Origin of the sequence: Wolbachia endosymbiont of Drosophila willistoni, from assembly GCF_040084705.1 — a bacterium.
GTDB classification, from domain to species: domain Bacteria; phylum Pseudomonadota; class Alphaproteobacteria; order Rickettsiales; family Anaplasmataceae; genus Wolbachia; species Wolbachia pipientis.
Map to the genome: position 1 here is coordinate 905,244 of NZ_CP157591.1, position 23,476 is coordinate 928,719.

Sequence of the window (23,476 nt, forward strand, 5' to 3'; positions counted from 1 at the left end):
ATTTACAGATGGATATTATTTTAGCAACAGGTGGCACAGGTGGGCATATCTTTCCGGCCATAGCTTTAGCAAAAGCACTAAAGACACAAGGATACAATTGCATATTATTCACTGATAAAAAAACAAATAAAAATACCGACATAGAAAGCTACACCTTACCATTACGTAGACCAAGCAGCAACAAATTTAAGTTTTTCCTTTTCTTGATATACAGCTCTATGTTAGCACTGTATCAAGTAAGAAAATTAAAACCAAAATCGGTCATTGGTTTTGGTAGCTATGCTTCTTTTCCAACTCTTCTTGCAGCAAGAGTTCTTTCTATACCTATAATTTTACATGAACAAAACACAGTTTTAGGGAGAGTAAATAGATTCTTTTTCAAGAGTGCAAAATTAATTGCAACCAGCTTTCCGGAGACTAAATATGCAGAGGGCAATAAATGTATTTTTACAGGAAATTTTGTTGATATAAAAGCACAGAGCCATTCTAGCACTGAGAAAATCCTAAATATATTGGTCATAGCAGGCAGCCAAGGTGCGAATTTTTTTGATGATGTAGTAAGCAGCGTAATTTGTGATTTACCTATTAAAATGAAAAAGAAAATTAGAGTGACGCAGCAATGTACGAAGAAAAATGTAAACAAGGTCAAAAGTCTATACAAAAGTGAAAAGATCGATTGTGAATTGAGTGAATTTTTTGATGATATGGAGAATAGACTGGCCAATGCTCACTTGGTAATTAGCAGAGCAGGAGCAACTTCAATAGCAGAGATCACTCTTGCTAGGCGTTCTGCTATATATATTCCTTACCCTTACTCAAAAGATAATCACCAATTTTATAACGCAAAATATATTGAAGACTCGAGAGCAGCTATAATAGTTAAGCAGAATAGTGAAGCAAAAAAAAATCTAACAGAGGTACTATTTGATCTATTAAATAATTCTCAAAAATTGCGTGATATGACCAATAGTACAGAAAAAACAGGGATAAAGAATGGGACTACTGAGTTTGTTAAGGTGATTGTTCACAGGTTTAGTTGATGGCTGCTTGCTTTTTCTTCAAACACGTCCCAAAGATCCTTTTCTAGCGATATATTATACAATTTATTGATATAAACTACTCCCGTGGGTGAAGTTGTGTTAATTTCGAGCAGGAAGTCATCTATAATATCAATACCAACAAATATTAGCCCTCTTTTCTTTAATTCAGGACCAATTTTGTTACATATTTCATTGTTTCTATCGTTCATTTGAGCGGGCTCAAAACTTGCTCCAAGTCGCATGTTTGTTCTGATCTCTCCACTGATTTTTGGAATTCGTTTCATTACACCAATTGGTTGGCCATAAAGTAGCAATATTCTTTTATCTTTATCTATGTTTTTACAAAATGATTGTGCAATCACAGGGCATTCGTATTTTGCTATCATGAGATCCACTACTACTTGAATACTATTCTCATCTTGTATTCTTATCACATCGTTTCCTCCATAACTATACAATGGCTTCAGAATAATATCTTGATAGTTGTAGTAGAAATCTCTAATCATTGATATATTTTCAGTAATCAAAGTTGGCGGAATTAGTTCTGGAAATAATGAAGTTATCAATTTTTCAGGACAATTTCTTATTTCTGTTGGATTGTTAATTACCAATGCGCTAGTTTTTTCTAAGATATATGTTGTTGTAATGTAACGCATATCAAAAGGTGGATCCTGTCTGATAAATATGATGTTCATTTCATTCAAGTTGATAGCTACATCTTTTTTGGAGATAAAACTAAAATCATCAACGCTGACTTTCTGAGCAAAAGCAATTGGATAGTTTAGCTTTAGTGCTAAATTATCAGGAGTATAAACAAAAATTTCATACCCCCTCCTTTGTGCTTCTTTTATTAGCGCAAATGTAGTATCAGTTTCAAAATTTATATTTTCATCCATCTGAAAGGCAATTTTCATTTATGTTCTCTACCTATTGTCACAACTGTACAAATGTTATAATTTGAAAGCGATTTTTGCCTAATGGCGTAACTTACTGTACCTGTATCGTACATAACTTACAACTTGTTTTACTCCCTTTACTTTTCTTGCAATTGCTATTACAGCTTTTAATTCCGCTTTATTTTGGGCTATACCCATCAAATAAACAACTCTATCAACCGTATTAACGCTATAATTAATTGACTTAATATTTCTTTTTCCCAGGAGTCTTGTTCTTATTTCCGCTGTTATCATGCCATCTACAGTGGTGTCTAGCATGGAAGCCATTTGAATTGGTATTACTCTTATTTCATTTATCACTTCTTTAATTTCTTTTTGCTGCCAAGCTATTTTTTCTGCTGTAAGTTGTTTTTCAGGAGTGTCAACACTTCCAATGAGCAATACTCTTCCTTCACTTACTTTAACCTTTATGGATGAAAATAGCCCATGTTTTAAGAGCCCCTTATTAATTCTGATGACCATAGTCGTATCATCAATGATATTTCCCAAGGATTTGTCCTGCATTGTTATTGCTGTTGCTGCCGCTGTAGCCACCACACCACCTATTATAAGGGTTGTGCAACCACTTTGTGTAATCAAAAAAATTGCGAGTAAGAAGCTTGTTATTAATCTCATTATTGATTTTCAGGGTTTAGAGCTTTCATTAAGAAATGTTAATAAGCTTTTTTGATTGTGTAAATACCATAAATTAAGTAAGACTTTAAACCTTGAATATTTTTAATGGAATACCTATAATAGGGTACTAAAAATTTCTTGCGGATATGGCGGAATTGGTAGACGTGCCAGGTTTAGGTCCTGGTGAGCTTGCTCGTGGGGGTTCAAGTCCCTCTATCCGCACTTTAAAGTCATGTAACTTAGGTTTTAAGGGAAAATTTATAATCACTAAATACACTTTTGTTTGTGTAAAAACCTGTTCTTAAGGATTGTGTTTAACTTAAATTCTGGTAAAATGACTCTATTAAGATATGAATTAAAATGTTAATAAATGAATTATGATGTCTAATAATATACCTCAAAATACAGTCGAAGTAAGTAGCGTATATACCTACAAAGAGCTTAGTATAGATAAACTAAAGTATGAGTATGAAATCACAGTTGGTAGTGATTATATAAAACAAAAGGTAAATTCCAGGTTGCAAGAGATAGCAGAAAATGCAAAATCACCTGGATTTAGGGCTGGAAAGATGCCCTATGACCTTGTTGTTGCAAATTATAAAAACGAGGCTTTGGAATATGTGATAAATAATACAATTGATTATTGCTCAAGTGATTTGATGAAAAAAATTGAAGTCAAGTCTCACATTTATCCTAAGGTTGATGTTATATCATTACCAGATCTGGGCAAAGAAAATGAGGAGGGCAATTTTGTATACAAGCTATCTTTTGAGTCGATGCCTGAAGTACCAGTGATAGATCTTGACAAAATAAACTTAAAGAAAATTGAAGCAAAGATTGAAGAGGAAGATATAAAAGAATTTATTGATTCTATTAAAACAAAGTTCCCCAATTTCGCCTCTGTTGATGATGCTTCTTATCAAGCGAAAGATGGGGATAAATTGATAATTGATTTTGAAGGGCGGATTAGGAATAAGCTCTTTCAAGGTGGAAGTAGCAAAAATTTCGCCGTTAATTTAGGGTCTGGCACATTTATTAATGGTTTTGAAGATCAATTAACTGGTATGAAAAAGGGAGAAACAAAGAACTTTAAGTTGAAATTTCCTGAAAATTACCAAGCCATTTCCCTTGCAGGACAGGAAGCTGATTTTTCTGTGCGAGTTAATGAGATTCAAATTGCCAAAGATTTTGAAAATGATGATGAAATAGCTAAGAGTATTGGGTTTAAAGATTATTCTTTGCTAATAAATCATGCAAAAAAAATGATTGGTGATCAGTGCACCGAAATGAGAAATCTCTTAATTAAAAAGGAGCTGTTTGATTATTTGGATGCTAATTATAGTTTTGATTTACCCACAGACATAGTAAAACAGGAGCAACAAAGAATGGAAGGAGAATTGGGTGCTCAAAATGATTCTCGTAAAGAAGCTGAAAAACGTGTAAAGCTTGCTATGTTATTTATGAAATTTAGTGCAGAACATAAAATATCATTAACTCAAAATGATGTTTTGAGTGTTATTGTAAATCAATATGTCAGTAAAGATGTGCAATTTGACAGAGTACTTAAGCATTTTGAATCAAATAAACAATTTCAAGAATTAGTTAGAGGGCAAGCGCTTGAGTATAAAGTGACAGATTATATAATAGAAAAAGTTAGTAAAGAAGAGCAGATTGTTTCTGTGAAAGAATTAAAGGAATTATTTGATAATATTTAATAGGGAAAGGTATGACTCTTATACCAATTGTAGTTGAACAAACTAGTCGCGGTGAGCGCGCTTATGACATATATTCAAGACTAGTGAAAGAAAGAATAATTTTTGTAACAGGTCCTATTGAAGACAATATGGCCAGTGTAATAGTAGCACAGCTTTTATTTTTAGAATCGGAAAATCCCGATAAAGACATTTGTATGTACATCAACTCACCAGGTGGTGTTGTAACTGCTGGTTTGTCGATCTACGATACAATGCAGTATATAAACCCAGACGTTTCAACTTTATGTATAGGTCAAGCTGCGTCTATGGGTTCTTTATTGCTTGCAGCTGGTACAAAAGGTAAGCGCTACTCTCTACCTCATTCAAGAATTATGATACATCAGCCATCTGGTGGTTATCATGGTCAAGCAACTGATATAGAAATACATGCTAATGAAATTTTGCGGGTTAAGAAAAAACTAAATCAAATTTATGAAAAACATACTGGAAATTCACTGAAGAAAATTGAAGGAATGATGGAAAGAGATAAATTCATGGATCCTGAAGAAGCAAGGAAAATTGGCTTAATTGACAGGGTGATAGCTGAGCGTACAGATATTGAAATTGAAAATATTAAAGTTAAACAAAAGGTGGGTTAATGGATAACAATAATGATTTACACTACTGTTCTTTTTGCAACAAGGCGCAAGATGAAGTAGATAAATTGATTACTAACTCTTCGGATGGTTTAAAGGTGTTTATTTGTAATGAGTGCATAGAATTATCCCATAAAGCAATAAGTCAAAAGAAAGATAGATCTTTTAATTCAGATCGTATATCTGATATGAAGCTATTACTAAAGAAACCTGAGGATATAAAAAACTTTCTCAGCAAGCATGTTGTAGGTCAAGAACACGCGCAACACGTTTTATCTGTAGCTATGTATAACCATTGTCAATCCATGGTACAATTTCATGCTATAAGTGATATTGAAATCGAGAAGTCAAATATAATGCTTATTGGTCCCACTGGTTCTGGTAAGACTTTGCTAGCCAAAACACTTGCTAAAGTTTCAGATGTGCCATTTGCTATGGCTGATGCGACAACTTTAACTGAGGCAGGTTATGTGGGTGATGATGTAGAAAGCGTGTTGTCGCGTTTATTACAAGCTGCAAATTATGACGTTGTAAAAGCACAGCGTGGTATAGTGTTTATAGATGAAATAGACAAAATTACAAGAAAATCTGAAAGCACTTCAATAACCCGTGACGTTTCAGGTGAAGGGGTCCAGCAAGCTCTGCTTAAGATTATGGAGGGTACAGTTGCTTATGTTCCGCCACAAGGAGGGCGAAAACACCCACAACAAGAGTTTATACAAGTGGATACTAGTAACATACTGTTTATTTGTGGAGGAGCTTTTGAAGACCTCGATAAAATTATTGAAGCGAGAAAAAAGGGAACGTCAGTTGGCTTTGGAGCAGATATAAGTCAGTCTAAAGAGCAAAAGAAAAAGAATGCTTTACATGATGTTCAACCTGAAGATTTAATCAAATTCGGTTTAATACCCGAATTTGTAGGGCGGGTTCCAATAACTGCTGTTTTAGATGAGCTGGATCATGAAGATTTAATACATGTGTTGACAGAGCCAAGGAATGCACTAATAAAACAGTACAAAGCATTGCTTGCGTTTAGCAAAGTAAACCTTGAGTTTTCAGATGAAGCAATATCAGCTATTGCTAAAAAGGCTATAAGCTACAAAACAGGTGCAAGAATGTTACGTGCTATCTTGGAGTCACTTTTGCTTGACATTATGTATACATCTGGAAACGGAGGCTTTGAAGGTAGCACTATAGTAATCACTAAGAAAATGGTAGAATTAGGAAAAGCAACGGTTAATCATAATAACAATGGCAATGTTATAACGGTTAATGATTAATTTGAGGCATATATTATGAACATTGAACGTGCTGTAAGCTCTAGTTTTACTGCATTGCCAGTATTACCTTTAAGAGATGTAGTAATTTTTCCAAATATAATGGTGCCTTTATTCATAGGCAGAGAAAAATCTGTTAATGCACTAGAGTATGCAATAAGTAGTAGTAATCACCAAAATGAGGTTTTTCTTGTAGCACAGAAAGATGGCTCTGTTGATAATCCAGAGCCTGAAGATCTTTATGAAGTAGGTGTGTTAGCAAGCATTGTACAACCGTTAATAAAATTACCTGACAATGCAGTAAAAGTTATAATCCGGGGGATAAGAAGGGGAAGAGTTGTAGAATATATTAGCTCTCATACTTTATTACAAGCCAGGGTAGAGTTAGACAATTATTATAAAGAAGATGAAGACAATATTGATTTAGAAGCTTTAAGGCGGTCTGTTGTAGACGCGTTCGATAGCTGGTGTAAGCTAAACAAGAAAAATCAACCCGAGGTTGCCATTAACTCCATTGATCAAATCAAAGAAGTTGATCAACTTGTAGACACGGTAGCTTCACATTTAAATATAAAAGTATCAGATAAACAAAGTATACTTGAGGCTTATGACCCAGAAGAGCGTTTAAAAAAAGCTTTTGCTTTTATTGAGAGAGAAATGAGTATTTTGAACGCACAAAACCGTTTATATAAGACAATTAAATCGCAAGTTGAAAGCACTCAGAAAGTTTACTACCTTAACGAGCAATTGAAAGCTATACAGAAAGAATTAGGCGAATTTGAGAATGGTGATGAAGGGAATATACTCAATGAATTTGAAAAAAAGATAAATGAAACAAAGCTTTCTCAGGAAGCAAGAGAGAAAGCTATAACTGATTTGAAGAGATACAAGAAAATGAATCCCATTTCTCCTGAAGCTACAGTTATATCTAGTTACTTGCATTGGTTGCTTGAGTTGCCATGGGGAAAGTACAAAGATGCAAAAATTAACTTAAATGCAGCTAAGAAAATCTTAGATGAAAATCATTATGGCATAGAGAAAGTAAAAGATAGAATAATAGAATTTTTAGCGGTATTAAAAAGAGTAAAAGAGATAAAAGGTCCTATACTTTGCTTAGTTGGACCGCCAGGTGTTGGTAAAACTTCTTTAGCTAAGTCTATGGCAAGAGCAGTAGGAAGAGATTTTGTTCGCATAGCTCTTGGTGGTGTGCGTGATGAGTCTGAGATACGAGGGCATAGGAAAACTTATATTGGCTCAATGCCTGGTAAAATCATTCAACACATGAAAAAAGCTAATTCATGCAACCCGCTTTTTCTGCTTGATGAAATAGATAAGATGGGTTCTGATTCGCGTGGCGATCCTGCGTCTGCATTACTTGAGGTTTTAGATACTGAGCACAATAAACACTTTACGGATCATTACTTGGAAGTTGAGTTTGATCTTTCAAGTGTAATGTTTGTAGCTACGGCAAACAGCTTAAATTTACCACATCCTTTGCGTGATAGGATGGAAATTATACAATTGTCCGGGTATACTGAAGATGAAAAAATCAGTATTGCTACACACCACCTTATTCCGAAGTTAAAGAAGGAGCATGGTTTGTATCAGAAGGAATGGGACATAACTAATGAGGCGTTATACGAGTTGATACGTTTATATACACGTGAAAGTGGTGTGCGGAGTATGGAAAGGGAGCTTGCAAAGCTCATGAGAAAGGCAGTTAAAGAAATATTGACTGATAAAAATAAGAAAATATCCGTAGGGGTTGACAATTTACAAGATTATTTAGGGGTACGTAAATATACCTTTGGCATTGCGGAAAATGAGAGTTTAGTAGGAATAGTAACTGGGCTCGCCTATACTGAAACAGGTGGTGATATTTTGATGATAGAATCAGTCCTAATTCCGGGCAAGGGAGAAATAAAATACACAGGAAAGCTTGGAGAGGTTATGCAAGAATCTATAAAAGCTGCGTATAGTTATATTCGATCAAATTGTTTGTTTTTTGGTATAAAGCCCGAAAAATTCCAAAATAATGATATACATTTGCATGTACCTGAGGGTGCTGTACCAAAAGATGGCCCTTCTGCTGGCGGCGCGGTATGTACGTCTATTGTTTCTCTTATGACAAATATACCAGTTAACAAAAATGTTGCTATGACAGGCGAAGTGACATTGCGTGGTAGAGTTTTAGCTATCGGGGGCTTGAGAGAAAAATTGCTTGCAGCGCTCAGAGGATCAATCAAAACTGTGATTATACCAAGTGAAAATGAGAAAGATATGCAAGAAATTCCGGCAAGCATCAAAGAAGGGATCAACGTAGTTTTTGCTAAGAATATTGATGAAGTTATGAAAGTTGCTTTAATGCACCCTACTACTCCAATTAATGGTGATGATAATCAAAATAGTGTGCCTTCCTCTATAGAAAATAAAGATGATACTTTTCCTATATCGGAAACATTGAAGCATTAGATTAAGAAAATATTATCAATCTCCATTTCTCTTTTATCCGGCAAGAATCTACCAGCTTGTGCATTCCATAAGGATATGACTTGCTTTGTTGTTATGTCATTCATATTTTTTACTTATTCTATCTCCCAGTTTTATTCAAGTAGATGATATATTATAATAGTCCTTTTCATGGAAACCTTTTCTGGTAGATTGCTTTCTAGAAAAACCTTGGTCAAGGTGCTAACTGTGGTTTATAATAATATAAATCATATCATAGTTGATTTGCGTTTATCAGAGCTGGAGTAGAGGTATGTTTTATCTTACAAATTTTTTGCCTATTTTACTGTTCCTATTTCTTTTTGTAGGAAGTGGTATATATTTTACTATTCTTGGCGTGTCAAATGCTTTTTATCAGTTATCTCCACTGGTAGCCATTGTTCCTGCCATAGCTCTGGGTTGGGTTTTATACAAGGGCAATACTGAAGAAAAAATGTATGCCTTTCTAGATGGGGTAAGAGATCGTAATATTATCACTATGTGTATCATTTTCTTACTTGCAGGTGCATTCAGTGAAGTAACTAAAGCAATCGGTAGTGCTGATGCCACAGTTAATTTGGCTCTTTTATTTATACCAACACAATTTTTACTCATAGGATTATTTTTTGTAGCAGCTTTCATCTCCACTGTTATTGGTACATCAATGGGCACCATTGCAACAATTGCTCCTATTGCAGTTGAACTGACACAAGCTGGGATTTCTCCTTCCTTAGGAGTTGCAACCGTTGTAGGAGGAGCAATGTTTGGCGACAATTTATCTATTATCTCTGATACTACAATTGCATCTGTGATGTCTCAAAAGGCTGATATAAAGAAAAAATTAAAACTGAATGCAAAAGTGGCACTAATTGCTTCTATATTCACAATAATTATATTATTTTATAGCTCAAGCAATAGTGCTGCTATTTCAGTTAAGGAGTATTCTTTATTGCTTGTGACTCCTTACATAATACTTATATTGCTTGCAAACTTTGGAATAAATGTATTTACAGCATTGGTTTTAAGCATAACTTTTGCTGGAATCATTGGATTTATAAATAACAACAATCATGGTTTATTGTTTTTAAGCCAAAACATCACCAAAGGGTTTATGAGTATGCATGAAATTATGCTACTGTCATTGATGGTTGGCGGGCTTTCAGGACTGGTAGGTAAAAATTCTAAGGAGCTTGCAGATAAACTTTCATCTTGGGTTATGATACAACGTGGTGGACAAAAAACTGCGCAATTATTTATTGCAAAAATAGTCAGCATATTTGATATTTTACTTGCAAATAACACCATCGCTATAATTTTTAGTGGTGAAATTGCTAGAGATATTGCTAAGAAATATGAAATACCGCCTCACTATAGTGCAGCATGGCTAGGCATATTTTCTTGTGTATTTCAAGGATTAATACCGTATGGCGCTCAATTGCTTTTGGCTAGCACTATTGCTGGAGTTTCACCTTTGGCAGTCGTGCCACACGTATACTATTGCTATGTTTTAGGTATTATTGCAGTGTTATATATTGTATTGAACAAAATTGAGAAAAAAGATTGTGCTTAATATACAAGACAACGCTCCGCTCTGTAGAAAATGGATGTTCTTGGCAGTATGTGCTCTTGCTTGCTCTGGGTTACTGTCAATAATTGTTATTTTTCTACGATTGCCTTTTATCTCCTCTCTTGTTCCTTCTGCACAATATATTTTTGATAATGCGCTGGTAATACACGTGAACTTGTCAATTTTAGTGTGGATGTGCTCTATAATATCTCTGCTCTTTATCATAAACCTACAAAATACCAATAGTTGGTTTAACTTTTCATGGGTTCTATCAACCCTTTCGATGCTGCTCATGTTTATATCCGCATTCGTTCCAAACACTGAAGTTATCAAAAGTAACTATATTCCCGTATTACAAAACAAATTATTTTTACTTGGACTCAGTTTATTTATTGCCAGTATATTAGTAAATACAATGCTAGCATACACATCAAAAAAAGAGGTTTCATTTCTCTCTGTTGGGCAAATTGGGCTAGTTATTATACTTGTATCGTCATTTCTTTGCTTTGTTTTAGCATATAATAATATGCCTCCAGGTCTATATCACTCAGATAATAATTTATTTTACGAATATCTCTTTTGGGGAGGCGGACATTTATTGCAGTTTGCTTTTACTCAAGGAATGTTTTTAGTCTATTTAATAATGCTAAGTTCCAATGATATTAGTTTAGCTTCAAACAATAAAATTACTATTTTACCACTATTTATAAACACGATTTTAGCTGTAGGCGCACCGTTTGTATATTTTGTTTATCCAGTTGATAGTGCCAAGTTAATACAGTTTTTTACTTGGCATATGAGGATTGCTGGAGCAGTTTTGCCGTGCTTTTTGATAATATTAGTGTGCTACAACATCAGAACTTTTATTAATGATAAAAGCAACTATTTATTACATTCATTTTTGTTGTTCACTTATGGAGATGTGCTCGGAGTGTTGACTATTGAAGGTAATGTCACGATTCCTGCTCATTATCACGGTTCTGTAGTTGGTATCACTATAGCTTTTATGAATTTTGTCTACTGGATGTTACCTAAATTAAACTTTAAAGAGATAAAAAGTTCCATGGTAAGATTACAGATTTATGCCTACAGTATAGGGCATTTTCTCCATATCACTGGCCTTGTGTGGCTTGGTGGATATGGTGCTTTAAGGAAGGTTGCAGATCTGCCAAGTATTTCGTCAATGTTAGCACGCACGTGCTTCATTATAGGTGGCGCTATATCAGTTGTTGGTGGAATGTTGTTCGTAATAATTGTGCTTTTACATCTGTTAAAAGGCAAAGCGCGTACCAACTGACCCATAGAAACAAAAAAAACTTCCTTGACAAACTCCGCCAGCCCCCTTATCATGAAACTGAAGCTATTTATTTATCTTCTCTGTACAGATTAAATGACAAAAAAACTCACGTATCTGGCGTCCCATGTTTAATTTTTTGCACTATGTGCACCTTATGTCTTTATAAAATTTCTAAGTTTTTACCTAATATAAGCTGAAATGCGCTTATAAAGCATTTAAAACATAAAAAAACGCCAACTTAAAAAATGGATAGTGAATAACTAGCTACCCTAGGGTTTCTTTTGCCTTTTTTTCTGTTTAGTAAATTTCTTAATGTTTATAATTTAGATTAGTTGCGGCTTAAAAGCAACTAAATCGCGGTTATTAAGCGTTTAGAATAAAAAAACGCCATACTTGAAAGTATAATGTAAGTAATTAGCCAACCACGGGGCTTCTTTTGCCTTTTTTTTCATTTGGTAAATTTTTTAATATTTATACGGAAGGTAGCGCGTGACGCTGGAACCCCAAAAAAAGGATGATGTCATCCCAGTGCTCCTTTTTTTGTCATCCGAGTAGCTGACACTGTCCTCCTTTGTCATCCCAGTGCCCAGACACTGGGATCCAGCATTTCACGCAATCCCATCAAGAACGTTGTATTTTACATAACACTTTTATGCTTACCAACTTAATAAAATTCCTGGATCCCAGTGTCAGCTACTCGGATGACAAAAAAAGGAGCACTGGGATGACAGGAGAGGGAGGCTACTTGGATGACATCATAGGGGCACTGGGATGACACCATTCTTTTTCCTGGATCCAAATAGTCAAGGCACTGGAATGACAAAAAAAGGAGGCACTGGAACGACAAAGTGGAGTGTCTGCTTCTGTCATCCTATGATAGCTAAAAAGACCTGGTCACGCGCTGGAATGACACCGAAGGGGCTACTGCCCTCTTGGATGGAGACCAGTGTCAGCTACTTAGATGATACCTTTTTTCTACTTAGTTTAGGTTATGCAGAAGTCTAATACAATTATAGAACAAGCTTAAAAATTCTGGTAAAGTAGTTTTATTTACAAAGAAAGAATATGCTACTTGAAATTGAAAAGCGCAGCATAACAAATGCATTGTGGAAGTTGCAAGAAGCAGATCAAAGGCAAATCTTAACTCTTACACAGAGATTTGAGTTACCAGAAATATTAGCAAGAATATTGGTTACTCGTGGTGTTAACATAGAAAATGCAAGCGACTTCTTATATCCACTAATCAGATCGCTATTACCAGATCCCTTTCACCTTCTTGATATGGATAAAGCTGTTTCTCGTATAATACGGGCAATAAAAAATGATGAAAACCTTGCAATATTTGGTGACTATGATGTTGATGGTGCAACGTCGTCAGCATTGATTAACAGGTACCTGAGAGCAATCGATATACACTCTATAATCTACATTCCAGATCGTGTTGATGAGGGTTATGGATTAAACACAGATGCTTTATTACAACTTAAAAAGAATGGAATTGATTTATGTATTTCCGTTGATTGTGGTACGCTTGCATATCAACCAATAGAAGATGCAAAGGCTTTTGGTCTTGATATTATAGTTGTTGACCATCACCTTGGTACGGAAAAATTACCAAGCGCCGTAGCAGTTGTGAATCCAAACCGCCTTGATGAGAGCTCTCCTTATAATAACCTAGCAGCAGTTGGAGTGTCATTTCTGCTAATTGTTGCTCTTAATAAAAGCCTACGTGAGCAAGGATTTTTTACCAACAAAAAAGAACCAGATTTATTTGATCTGTTGGATTTGGTTGCCCTGGGAACTGTCTGTGATGTTATGCAGATCACAGGCCTCAATAGAGCACTTGTCTCACAAGGATTAAAAGTTATGTCAACAAGAAAAAACGTTGGCTTGCGTGTTTTATTTGATGCTTTGGGAATCCTTGAAAAACCAAGTGTTTCTCGATTAGGGTTTAGTATTGGGCCATGCATAAATGCTGGAGGAAGAATTGGAGAAGCATCGCTTGGTGCAAGGTTGCTTTCCACCGATGATGATGAAGAGGCACATTCAATCGCGCTAAAATTAATAGATTTGAATAATGCAAGAAAAGTGTTAGAAAATGAGGCTCTCTTGGAAGCTACAGCACAAGCGGAAAAGTCTGCCCAATCAGGTGCGAATTTTATAATGATAAGTGGCAATTGGCACCAGGGAATAATTGGTATAATTGCATCAAGGCTAAAGGAGCAGTTTCACTTGCCAACAGTAGTGATATCTTTAAATAATGGAATAGGAAAAGCAAGCTGTAGATCAATTTTGGGAGTTGATATCGGTGCTGCAGTCCTTTCCGCAAAGTTCATAAATTTGATTATTGAAGGTGGTGGCCATAGTATGGCGGCAGGATTTTCAATTAAAGAAGACAAAATAAATGATTTGCATGATTTTTTTACTGAAAGATTTTCAAACTCTATAAATGAGAAAACTTTAAAAGCTGATAGTATAGTAACTGCTAAAGCAATAAACTTATCTCTGTGGAACCAACTGCAACGCTTGGGACCATTTGGAGTTGGAAATCCTGAACCAAGGTTTATTATCCAAGGAGCAAAGATAAGAAAGCCTGAAGTTATAGGAGTTGACCATATAAAATGTTTTATTGCTGATGATAATGTTATGGTAAGAGCTATTGCATTTCGTTCTGCAAATACTCATCTTGGCTCTGCTATCATGCAGGGTAATGTTAAAGCTATTTTGGGTAAAATCTCTATGAATTACTGGAATGGCAATGAATTTGTACAATTTTTAATAGAAGATGTATTGACCATAAGTTGAGTGTATCTGTTCAGCAGAGTGGCAAAATAGGTAGACAAGATAAACCAAAAAATCGAGAAAAAGTGAGTTTACAACAACTGGTGTCATGAAATTATCTGACACTGATTTCCATCCAAGAGGGTGTCATCCCAGTGCTCCTATAATGTCATCCCAGTGCGTGACACTGGGATGACACCCTACTTAACCGTCATACCGCGATTCATTCGCGGTATCTCTTAGCCGCTAACAAGTAGCGGGATGACGAGCTTATCGTCATGCCACTGCGAACCGTCATACCGCGATTCATTCGCGGTATCTCTAGATCCCGCTAACAAGCAGCGGGATGACGAGCTTATCGTCACGCCGCCACGAACCGTCATACCGCCGCGGCGCTAACAAGAGATCCCGCTAACAAGCAGCGGGATGACGGTTGTCGTTTAGCCATAAACATTAAAAAATTTACCAAATGAAAAAAAAGGCAAAAGAAACCCTAGTCATTGTCTATTTTCAGTATTGGCGTTTTTAAGTCTTAAACACTGCAATTTAGCTGCTTTTGAATGCAACTAACCTACGCTGCAAATGTTTAAGAAATTTACTAAGCAGAAAAAAGGCAAAAGAAACCCCGTGTTAGCTAGTTGTCACTCTCTAATCCTGCAAATTGGCGTACTATACTGTCTTAAACGACTTATAAGCGCGTTTCAGCTTATATAGGTAAAAACCCAGAAATGTTGTGAAGACATAAGGTGCACATAGTGCAAAAAATTAAAAATAAGACGCCAACTACGTTGTTTTCCTGCTGTTTAATCTGCACAGATGAAGATAACTGAATACCTTCAATACCATGATAAGGGGGCTGGCGGAGTTTGTCAAGCAAGTTTTTCGTTTCTATATGGGCTACCTTAAGACTTCAACGTCTTAACGCACTTGACCCCACCAGCATATAAATTTGCATGGCTCTTTCCAGTATTAAGCAATGCAAATCCAATGTTGTCTACACTAGAGCGCAGTTCCCCTATTTCCTCATTGTTTTCATTTGTCACTTTAGTGCCAATATCTGGAAGTGCGTTATCCCCCTCAACAAGGTAAAGTTTTCTTCTGAATATTTCTTGTCTGCTCATTCGATTTACAACTTCCTGACCTATATAACACCCCTTATTAAAGCTTATACCGTTTACTTTATCGATTAAAAATTGCAGCGGAAACGATGAATTCTGCACCATATCTTTCGCTCCATCTGGAACGAGATTTTGAATTCTGACTTTTTCATACTGAGTAAAATCCCCAACCGGCTCTTTCATTTCATCTTTATGTATGATCCTCATTCCTAGCAGCTTGTGCCTTGGATCTTGAAAAATAACTTGTGACTTACTACTACACTCCGCCAACTTAGTATTAAACAAAACCCCAACCTTATATAGTGCACTAACGTCTTTAATCTTTACCCTCAAATAAGTTTTAAGTAAATCTAGTTTCTCGATTATTTGCTGCAAGTGCATGTTTTCGCACTCCAAGAGGGTGTATTTACCATATTCAATAAGAAAAAAATCATATAGATATTTTCCCTGAGGGCTAAGCAATAAAGAGTAAATGGCTTTTTGGCTATCCAACTTATTAATATCATTGGTTATAATACCCTGCAGAAAATCTCTATTGTCAGGCCCATATAGCACTATCACACCACGACTTAAAAATGGTATATAACTCATGAAATCTCTATAAATAAATCTAAATTTTATTATATAACATTAGGCTCTTTTAGAAACTGCTTTTGGCGTGCATATTTTATAATGGCGTGCATATTTTACAAGCTCCAGCCCTTGAAATCTAACTTACGAGTATATATATATAAACTCATAAGTTAATTTGTTGATGAGGAAAAACAAATGTCAAGTATAAGTTTAAATGTATTAGATGATAGCGTGCTGATCAAGCCTATTAGCGAAGAAAAGCAAGGTGGAATTGTGCTTCCATCAAGTGCTGAAAAGAAACCTACTAAAGGTGAAGTTATAGCAATTGGTGAAGGTTCACGCAATTCAAGTGGCGAACGCGTAGCTTTAACTGTGAAAGCTGGTGATAAAGTGTTCTATCGCCAATGGGCTGGTACAGAAATAGAACATAATAATGAGAAGCTTATCGTGATGAAAGAGTCCGATATACTTGCTGTCATTAAGTAGCAGTCTTTATTTTACTAAACTGAAACAAAGCGCAACATAGCGCATTGTAAATGATTTTATTATAGTTTTCTAAATTTTTTATTAACAAGAGGTGATAAAAATGACTAATGTAGTAGTATCAGGTGAGCAGTTGCAAGAAGCCTTTCGTGAAGTTGCAGCAATAGTGGATTCAACGGTAGCAATAACTGCAGGACCTAGAGGAAAAACAGTAGGGATTAATAAGCCCTATGGAGCACCAGAAATTACAAAAGATGGTTATAAGGTGATGAAGGGTATCAAGCCTGAAAAACCATTAAACGCTGCGATAGCAAGCATCTTTGCACAGAGTTGTTCTCAATGTAACGATAAAGTTGGTGATGGTACAACAACGTGCTCAATACTAACTAGCAACATGATAATGGAAGCTTCAAAATCAATTGCTGCTGGAAACGATCGTGTTGGTATTAAAAACGGAATACAGAAGGCAAAAGATGTAATATTAAAGGAAATTGCGTCAATGTCTCGTACAATTTCTCTAGAGAAAATAGACGAAGTGGCACAAGTTGCAATAATCTCTGCAAATGGTGATAAGGATATAGGTAACAGTATCGCTGATTCCGTGAAAAAAGTTGGAAAAGAGGGTGTAATAACTGTTGAAGAGAGTAAAGGTTCAAAAGAGTTAGAAGTTGAGCTGACTACTGGCATGCAATTTGATCGCGGTTATCTCTCTCCGTATTTTATTACAAATAATGAAAAAATGATCGTGGAGCTTGATAATCCTTATCTATTAATTACAGAGAAAAAATTAAATATTATTCAACCTTTACTTCCTATTCTTGAAGCTATTGTTAAATCTGGTAAACCTTTGGTTATTATTGCAGAGGATATCGAAGGTGAAGCATTAAGCACTTTAGTTATCAATAAATTGCGTGGTGGTTTAAAAGTTGCTGCAGTAAAAGCTCCAGGTTTTGGTGACAGAAGAAAGGAGATGCTCGAAGACATAGCAACTTTAACTGGTGCTAAGTACGTCATAAAAGATGAACTTGGAATCAAGATGGAAGATCTCACGCTTGATGATCTTGGTACGGCTAAAAATGTTAAAATTACTAAAAATAATACCACAGTTGTCAGCGAAAATAGCGATTCTGACAGTGTGAAAGCTAGAATCGAGCAGATTAAATCTCAAATTGAAACTTCAACTTCTGATTATGATAAAGAAAAGCTAAGAGAACGTTTAGCGAAATTATCAGGTGGCGTTGCTGTGCTCAAAGTTGGTGGAGCAACTGAAGTGGAAGTTAAAGAACGTAGAGATAGAGTCGAAGATGCGCTGCATGCAACAAGAGCTGCAATTGAAGAAGGTATAGTTCCAGGTGGTGGGGTTGCGCTTCTTTATGCTTCATCTGTTCTCGACAAATTAAAAGGTGCAAGTGACGAGGAACAAATAGGCATAAACATTATCAAGAAAGTTCTCAGTGCTCCAATTAGAAGGTTAGTCAAAAATGCTGGTCTTGAATCTGCTGTTATAATTGACTATTTGATTAAGCAGAATGATAAAGAGCTTATATACAACGTTGAGGCTATGAATTACGCTAATGCATTTACAGCTGGTGTGATTGATCCAGCAAAAGTGGTGCGTATTGCTTTTGAAACAGCGGTATCTGTTGCGAGTGTGCTGATAACTACTGAATCTATGATAGTTGATGTACCAAGCAAAGAAAATGCTTCATCTCCTATGGGTGCAGGAGAAATGAGTGGCATGGGTGGATTCTAAGTAGAATGAAACCGTGGAGCAATTGCTCCACGGTAGTTCCAAAAAATCTCACATTTTACTATTCGTTAAAGGTAATACGTTTGGTGCAGAAATGCACTACTGTTTGCATCCGTTTCACTCCTTTATATTGTGGTTGTCTAATAACAAAAAGGCAGCATAAGAAAACTATAACCCCTAGTATATTTATACTATAGCTGACCCAAGCAACACGTCATACCGCGATTCATTCCACAACTGTACGAACATTACAATATGGCACATAGTAAACGATGTCATGAAAGTAGCTGACACTGGAATGACACCCTTTTGGATGGAAACCAGTGTCACGCACTGGCATGACACCCATTTGTTCCTATAGTTGTCTTTTCTCGTCTACCTTATTTTGCCACTCTGCTGAACAGATACAATTTACAACCACCCCCCTACCCTTTTTAGTTGTTCAGCAAATATAGAGAGGTTAAAGGGAGTGGTATTACTTAAACAACTAAATAAAAAACCAGGTAGATCATTCTGAAATTCTTGCATTTTTGTCCATAATTTTGTTAAATAACTTCCCTTTTGGTCATATCGAACCAAATTTCTTTTTCACACCACCTTTTAAGCCACTTTCGTTAGTTTTTGTCATAATGCGATCAAACACTCCCAATAACCTCTTTAATAGGTTTGGAGTTAGCGAAGAGATAAGATCAACAGATACGTTATTGTTTTTGTCATCACCACTTGCTTTATAGTCTATTGAAATGATTCCCCTACTTTTCCCACCAGTAAGAAGTTTTCCAATTATAGGAATTTTTAACAAAGATTTATTAATTAAATATGCTGGTATTACTTGTCCTGCAACCTGGAATTTATAATTTCTAATATCGAGCTTACCACCAGTGCTAATACCTAACTCCGCCCCTTCAAGCCAAGATTCTTCAATTTCAATAGTGCCATCTTTGTATGAAAAAGGTGCATTACATTTGTAAAAGTATACACCTTCATTTTTTATGGCATTTACAATGCCAGGCAATGAAGACATCGACAATAAAGTAGTAAGTAGTGGAGCATCTTTGATGTAGAAATTGCTAATGGATAACGTACCATAATGTTCTCCACTTTCTCTCTGAGGAGAGAGATAAAAAGACAATTTGCCGTTTTTAATTGATTTACTAATGCCTAAGGAACGCAAAAGCATACCTGAATTATCCGCATATATTTCGAGCCCTATTCCACTGTATTCTGCTAGTATGTTGCTGCTATCTTCCAGAAACTGCCCTGTAAATTGACTTCCATTGCAATTACCTTTAGTACAGGTTACATTCAGCTTAGCATTTTTGATAACGATGCCTTCTTTCATAATTACATTGTCAACATTCATACTAATCTCTATATCTTTATTTAATCCATTACTGTTTTTGCCAAGCAAGCCTAAAATATCACTTAAGTTAATTTCCTCACCATAAATAGTTATGGCATTTTTCTCCTTACCTGATTCAATTTCTATACTAAAATCATTATCAGGCAATTTAAAGCTACTAGAATTTAAATATAAATTTCCATTTTCTACTCTTCCGCTGAATTTTATATCTAGGTCATTTCCTACAATGTCTAATTTATCTACTAACAATTCACCTGCTCCTTTTAACCTTGTAGAAAACAAAATTTTATTGTGATCTTCAAAGCGATTTTTCCACCCTAAGTAGCTTGAATGTGATTCAAATTCTGATAAATCTATATCACCATTAACATACCCCGTCTTATCTTGATTTATCACTGACTCTAAATTTGCACTGACATAGCCACTATCAAAATTAAATATTTGAGCGGGTAAATCTCCGGTCAAATTCCAGGCGAAACTTTCATTCCTATTGCTACTTTTCAGGTCAAATAATAGCTGTGTGTTATTCACCATACCACTACCATTTAAATCTATAAAGTCACTGCCAAAACTAAGCTTAATATCATATTTACCAAGACTTGCATTATAGACGGCCAAATTGTCAATTTCAGAATGAAAATTTGCTGAGAAGTCTACTTTTTTGTCATCAGCATTTAGATTAAAAATGCGAAAATTAAATACGGATTTTGCCATTCCACTTACTTTATCCCTTTCAACCTTCACCACATCATCCAGCTTAAATCTTATAGGCTCATATAAACCATACGCATCACTTACAGCTTTGCCATTAATGGTTAGAACTGAATCTTCCTTATTTAGAGATTTCATTTCAATATCACCACCATTAACAGTGAAATTCTGAAACTTAGCGCTATTTACAGTAATTTCAAGATCGTTATTCTTGATGATCAAATCACCCTTTAATTCCTTTACTTGCTCAAAATCTTCATCAAATTTTACGCTACCGTTTTCTATATCAGCAACAATTACAATGTCTGACAGATCGTCATCAACCAAATTGTTAATTTTGCCATTGAAACTTACAATGGTATTTAAAACATCCCCATCAATATTATCACAATACCAGCTTTTAAATTTACTATTTACTACACTATCTGGTATATAAGTACATAAATCCTTTGCAGCAAACTTACTAATATTAATTCTAAGCAAAGCATGACTTGTACTAAAGTTCATTTTGCCTATCAAAGAGAGATACGTGTCATTTAACTTAAAATGGAAGTTTTTTACACTAATAATTCCATCACTATATGTTAAATTTATATTTACATTAGTTAAGGCCAAATTTTTGTTCAAATAATTTTCTGTATTCAATACGTATATATTTCCATCTACAATTTCATCCTTTTTATTAATTTTCACTGAGAAGCTTCCTTTGAATCCTATATTTTTGTCCAAATTGTAGCTTTTAACTAATGTAGAAAACTTGCTCAATAGTCCCAATTTTAGATCATAAAATGTCCCGTACACATTTAGCAAATTGTTGCGATTTTTTATCGTAATTGATAAATCATCCAAAAATCCCTTTCCATCTTTTGTATTCACATGAATATCTAAAACATTAAAATCTTCCCCCTTCCCTATATATAATTTATCAATAAAAAATTCATCTTCTGTGCTTTTATCAATAGCGATGTTAGTAAATTCAATTTTTGAATCCGCATTTAAGTCAAAAAAAAATTCCCTTATTGTTTTTAATAGATTTTTTGCACTACTTTCTGTCATCTTGAAATTCTTCCCTGTCATCCCAGTATCTTTTTTTCCTGTCATCCCAGCACTCGTCCTTGTCATCCAAGTAGCTTGACTACTTGTTTCTTTTTTTCTAGATTCCAGCGTCACGCGCTGGAATGACACCGAAGGAAGGCGGTTACTACTTAAATAATGATTATCCAAAAGGTCTAATGAGTTTTGCGGATTAACATTAGTTTCTTCTCTCTTGATACATACATGCACATTATCAGCTGAAACCTGAGAGAGATTTGTGCTAGCTTTAAATAAGGAACTTAACTTAAAATGTACAAAAAGCTCAGGAACTTTTATAGTAAAATTAGGGTTTGCTATTGCCAAATCCGTAATGACTAAATACGGATCTTTGCCATCTTTCTGCCAAACAACTGAGGTATTCTCCATATTAACGCTTGAGCCAACAAATATTTTTGATATTTTATGTTTAACATAAAAATCAATATAATTAATATTGATTTCTAAAGGCTTAAAAAAAATAAAGAAGCACAATATGAATAATAAAGCTACGGAAAATAATATAGTAATTTTTTTAAGCATCGATTATTGCTTTTCTTGCTAAACTATCAGCCTCCTCATTATACTTATCGCCACTGTGTGCTTTAACCCACTTCCAATCAATTTCGTGTTGTGAAGCAACGTTGTCTAGCTCTTTCCACAATTCCATATTTTTTACTGATTTTTTATTACTTGTTTTCCAGCCATTCATTTTCCACTTATTTATCCATTCTGTTATGCCATGCTTAACATAAAGACTATCCGTATATAAATTAATATTACAAGAAAATTTCAATACCTTCAGCCCATTGATCACCGCTGTTAACTCCATTTTATTGTTTGTGGTATTTTCTTCTCTACCATAAATGTCTTTTCTGTAATCTTGAAATAATATGATAGCTGCCCATCCTCCCGCTCCAGGATTACCAGAACACGCCCCATCCGTATATATTATCACTTCTTTTTTACTCATCTTTGTTTATATCGGTTAACAAAGTATATAGTTGCTTTTATGAAAGCACAATTTCTAAAGGTAGTTTAAGCTGCACCTTTAAATTTTATTATAGAAACAAAAAAAAGTGTGACAACGAGCATTACCAAAAGGAAAAGTAAAAAATAGTTTTTATGCTTCTGCCGTTCTTTCATAACTAAAATAAATCAATAGAACAAAAAATAATACTGGCGAATAGGGAAAATAGATAAGAAATTGAATAAGAAAACATTTTTTTCTGTGAGCTGTGATTCTTGAACTTCATAACAGATACAGCGTACCAAATAAAAACGCAACCTTCAAAGGTTGCCATGCTTAGATAAAGTAAAGCCTTTTTCAAAAATAGAGCCGGAAGCAAGCTAGTTAGCACCAGCAAAACACTATAAATTAATATATATTTTCTTGTTTTTTCCGGACCATAAACAATATTGAACATTGGAATCGATGCCTTTGCATAGTCTTCAGACTTATTTAAAGATAGGGCCCAAAAGTGTGGTGGAGTCCACATAAAAATTACTAAAAATAAAATGAAACTTTCCCAACTGACAGAATTAGTCACAGCTGCCCAGCCAATCATTGGAGGGAAAGCACCTGCTGCACCACCGATAACGATATTCTGCGGAGTACGCCTTTTTAGCCAAATTGTATATATGAAAACGTAAAATAATATGCTAACAGCAAGCAAAGCAGCAGAAATATAGTTTACTGCTATTGCCATGATAAATACTGACAATATTCCAAGAGTTATACCAAATTCAAGCGCACTTTCTGCAGAAACTCTACCTGAGGGTATAGGGCGGTTTTTTGTCCTTTCCATGAGCAGATCTATGTCTCTGTCATACCACATATTTATAGCACCTGCAGATCCTGAGCCAAGAGCAACACATATAAGAGATATTAGTGCTAGAAAAGGGTGCATACTACCTGGTGCAGTAACCATACTAGCAACTGCAGTAAATACCACAAGATACATTATCCTTGGCTTCAGCAAACGCCAAAAATCCAGTATTGTTGATTCAACATTTAGCAAAACACTTGTGTACATT

19 protein-coding genes and 1 tRNA gene are annotated in these 23,476 nt (G+C 35.1%); 13 read left to right on the forward strand and 7 right to left on the reverse strand.

Annotated elements, in window-relative coordinates:
- Positions 1–8: 8 nt before the first annotated feature.
- Positions 9–1,040 carry an undecaprenyldiphospho-muramoylpentapeptide beta-N-acetylglucosaminyltransferase gene (gene murG, locus ABL518_RS04610; protein ID WP_007549072.1) on the forward strand — a complete coding sequence of 344 codons (1,032 nt, stop codon included), beginning with the start codon at positions 9–11 and terminating at the stop codon, positions 1,038–1,040.
- Here the strand turns inward: murG and gshB are convergent.
- A complete protein-coding gene (gene gshB, locus ABL518_RS04615; protein ID WP_038198626.1) occupies positions 1,025–1,954 on the reverse strand; it encodes a glutathione synthase in 930 nt (309 codons plus the stop codon). The two genes, murG and gshB, sit on opposite strands and share 16 nt — an antisense overlap.
- A gap of 60 nt (positions 1,955–2,014) precedes the next feature.
- Entirely contained in the window at positions 2,015–2,611 is a 597-nt protein-coding gene (locus tag ABL518_RS04620; RefSeq protein WP_010962515.1) for a BON domain-containing protein, read from the reverse strand.
- A 140-nt stretch (positions 2,612–2,751) separates the two neighbouring features.
- Here ABL518_RS04620 and ABL518_RS04625 point away from each other — a divergent pair.
- The 10 genes from ABL518_RS04625 to recJ all read left to right on the forward strand — a co-directional run bounded on the left by ABL518_RS04625 (position 2,752) and on the right by recJ (position 14,394).
- Positions 2,752–2,833, forward strand: a tRNA-Leu gene (locus ABL518_RS04625).
- Positions 2,834–2,991: 158 nt separating this feature from the next.
- The gene (tig, locus tag ABL518_RS04630; protein ID WP_010962514.1) at positions 2,992–4,326 is read left to right on the forward strand and encodes a trigger factor; all 1,335 of its coding nucleotides are present in this window, start codon (positions 2,992–2,994) and stop codon (positions 4,324–4,326) included.
- 11 nt (positions 4,327–4,337) lie between these two features.
- A complete protein-coding gene (gene clpP, locus ABL518_RS04635; RefSeq protein ID WP_006280254.1) occupies positions 4,338–4,964 on the forward strand; it encodes an ATP-dependent Clp endopeptidase proteolytic subunit ClpP in 627 nt (208 codons plus the stop codon).
- Positions 4,964–6,241 carry an ATP-dependent Clp protease ATP-binding subunit ClpX gene (gene clpX / locus ABL518_RS04640; protein WP_095742662.1) on the forward strand — a complete coding sequence of 426 codons (1,278 nt, stop codon included), beginning with the start codon at positions 4,964–4,966 and terminating at the stop codon, positions 6,239–6,241. The genes clpP and clpX overlap by 1 nt, the downstream gene beginning before the upstream one ends.
- Before the next feature lie 15 nt (positions 6,242–6,256).
- Positions 6,257–8,710, forward strand: coding sequence for an endopeptidase La (gene lon, locus ABL518_RS04645; protein ID WP_095742661.1), 2,454 nt, complete (start codon positions 6,257–6,259; stop codon positions 8,708–8,710).
- Between the two features lie 289 nt (positions 8,711–8,999).
- On the forward strand, positions 9,000–10,295 hold the full coding sequence (locus ABL518_RS04650; RefSeq protein ID WP_095742660.1) for a Na+/H+ antiporter NhaC family protein: 1,296 nt from the start codon (positions 9,000–9,002) through the stop codon (positions 10,293–10,295).
- 34 nt (positions 10,296–10,329) lie between these two features.
- Positions 10,330–11,589 carry a cbb3-type cytochrome c oxidase subunit I gene (locus ABL518_RS04655; RefSeq protein WP_010962509.1) on the forward strand — a complete coding sequence of 420 codons (1,260 nt, stop codon included), beginning with the start codon at positions 10,330–10,332 and terminating at the stop codon, positions 11,587–11,589.
- A gap of 571 nt (positions 11,590–12,160) precedes the next feature.
- Positions 12,161–12,364 (forward strand): hypothetical protein, encoded by a 204-nt coding sequence (locus ABL518_RS04660; RefSeq protein ID WP_010962508.1) that lies wholly within the window; start codon positions 12,161–12,163, stop codon positions 12,362–12,364.
- A complete protein-coding gene (locus ABL518_RS04665) occupies positions 12,361–12,594 on the forward strand; it encodes a hypothetical protein (RefSeq protein WP_010962507.1) in 234 nt (77 codons plus the stop codon). The genes ABL518_RS04660 and ABL518_RS04665 overlap by 4 nt, the downstream gene beginning before the upstream one ends.
- Before the next feature lie 60 nt (positions 12,595–12,654).
- A complete protein-coding gene (gene recJ / locus ABL518_RS04670) occupies positions 12,655–14,394 on the forward strand; it encodes a single-stranded-DNA-specific exonuclease RecJ (protein ID WP_010962506.1) in 1,740 nt (579 codons plus the stop codon).
- Positions 14,395–15,272: 878 nt separating this feature from the next.
- On the opposite strand, the gene ABL518_RS04675 is transcribed toward recJ, so the two are convergent.
- Positions 15,273–16,079: a YgfZ/GcvT domain-containing protein gene (locus ABL518_RS04675; RefSeq protein ID WP_095742659.1), complete on the reverse strand. Its 807-nt coding sequence runs from the start codon at positions 16,077–16,079 to the stop codon at positions 15,273–15,275.
- A 186-nt stretch (positions 16,080–16,265) separates the two neighbouring features.
- Here ABL518_RS04675 and ABL518_RS04680 point away from each other — a divergent pair, with 186 nt between their 5' ends.
- Together ABL518_RS04680 and groL are read left to right on the forward strand one after the other, a co-directional pair.
- A complete protein-coding gene (locus tag ABL518_RS04680; protein WP_215409497.1) occupies positions 16,266–16,547 on the forward strand; it encodes a co-chaperone GroES in 282 nt (93 codons plus the stop codon).
- A gap of 100 nt (positions 16,548–16,647) precedes the next feature.
- A complete protein-coding gene (gene groL / locus ABL518_RS04685) occupies positions 16,648–18,297 on the forward strand; it encodes a chaperonin GroEL (protein ID WP_095742658.1) in 1,650 nt (549 codons plus the stop codon).
- A gap of 223 nt (positions 18,298–18,520) precedes the next feature.
- On the opposite strand, the gene ABL518_RS04690 is transcribed toward groL, so the two are convergent.
- The 4 genes from ABL518_RS04690 to ABL518_RS04705 all read right to left on the reverse strand — a co-directional run bounded on the left by ABL518_RS04690 (position 18,521) and on the right by ABL518_RS04705 (position 23,475).
- Positions 18,521–18,643 (reverse strand): hypothetical protein, encoded by a 123-nt coding sequence (locus tag ABL518_RS04690; protein ID WP_255703183.1) that lies wholly within the window; start codon positions 18,641–18,643, stop codon positions 18,521–18,523.
- Between the two features lie 216 nt (positions 18,644–18,859).
- The gene (locus tag ABL518_RS04695) at positions 18,860–21,982 is read right to left on the reverse strand and encodes an AsmA-like C-terminal domain-containing protein (protein ID WP_348994365.1); all 3,123 of its coding nucleotides are present in this window, start codon (positions 21,980–21,982) and stop codon (positions 18,860–18,862) included.
- A complete protein-coding gene (gene rnhA, locus ABL518_RS04700; protein WP_010082655.1) occupies positions 21,975–22,412 on the reverse strand; it encodes a ribonuclease HI in 438 nt (145 codons plus the stop codon). Before rnhA ends, ABL518_RS04695 begins: the two co-directional genes overlap by 8 nt.
- A 175-nt stretch (positions 22,413–22,587) precedes the next feature.
- The gene (locus ABL518_RS04705; RefSeq protein ID WP_010081859.1) at positions 22,588–23,475 is read right to left on the reverse strand and encodes a heme o synthase; all 888 of its coding nucleotides are present in this window, start codon (positions 23,473–23,475) and stop codon (positions 22,588–22,590) included.
- Between the last annotated feature and the right edge of the window lies 1 nt (position 23,476).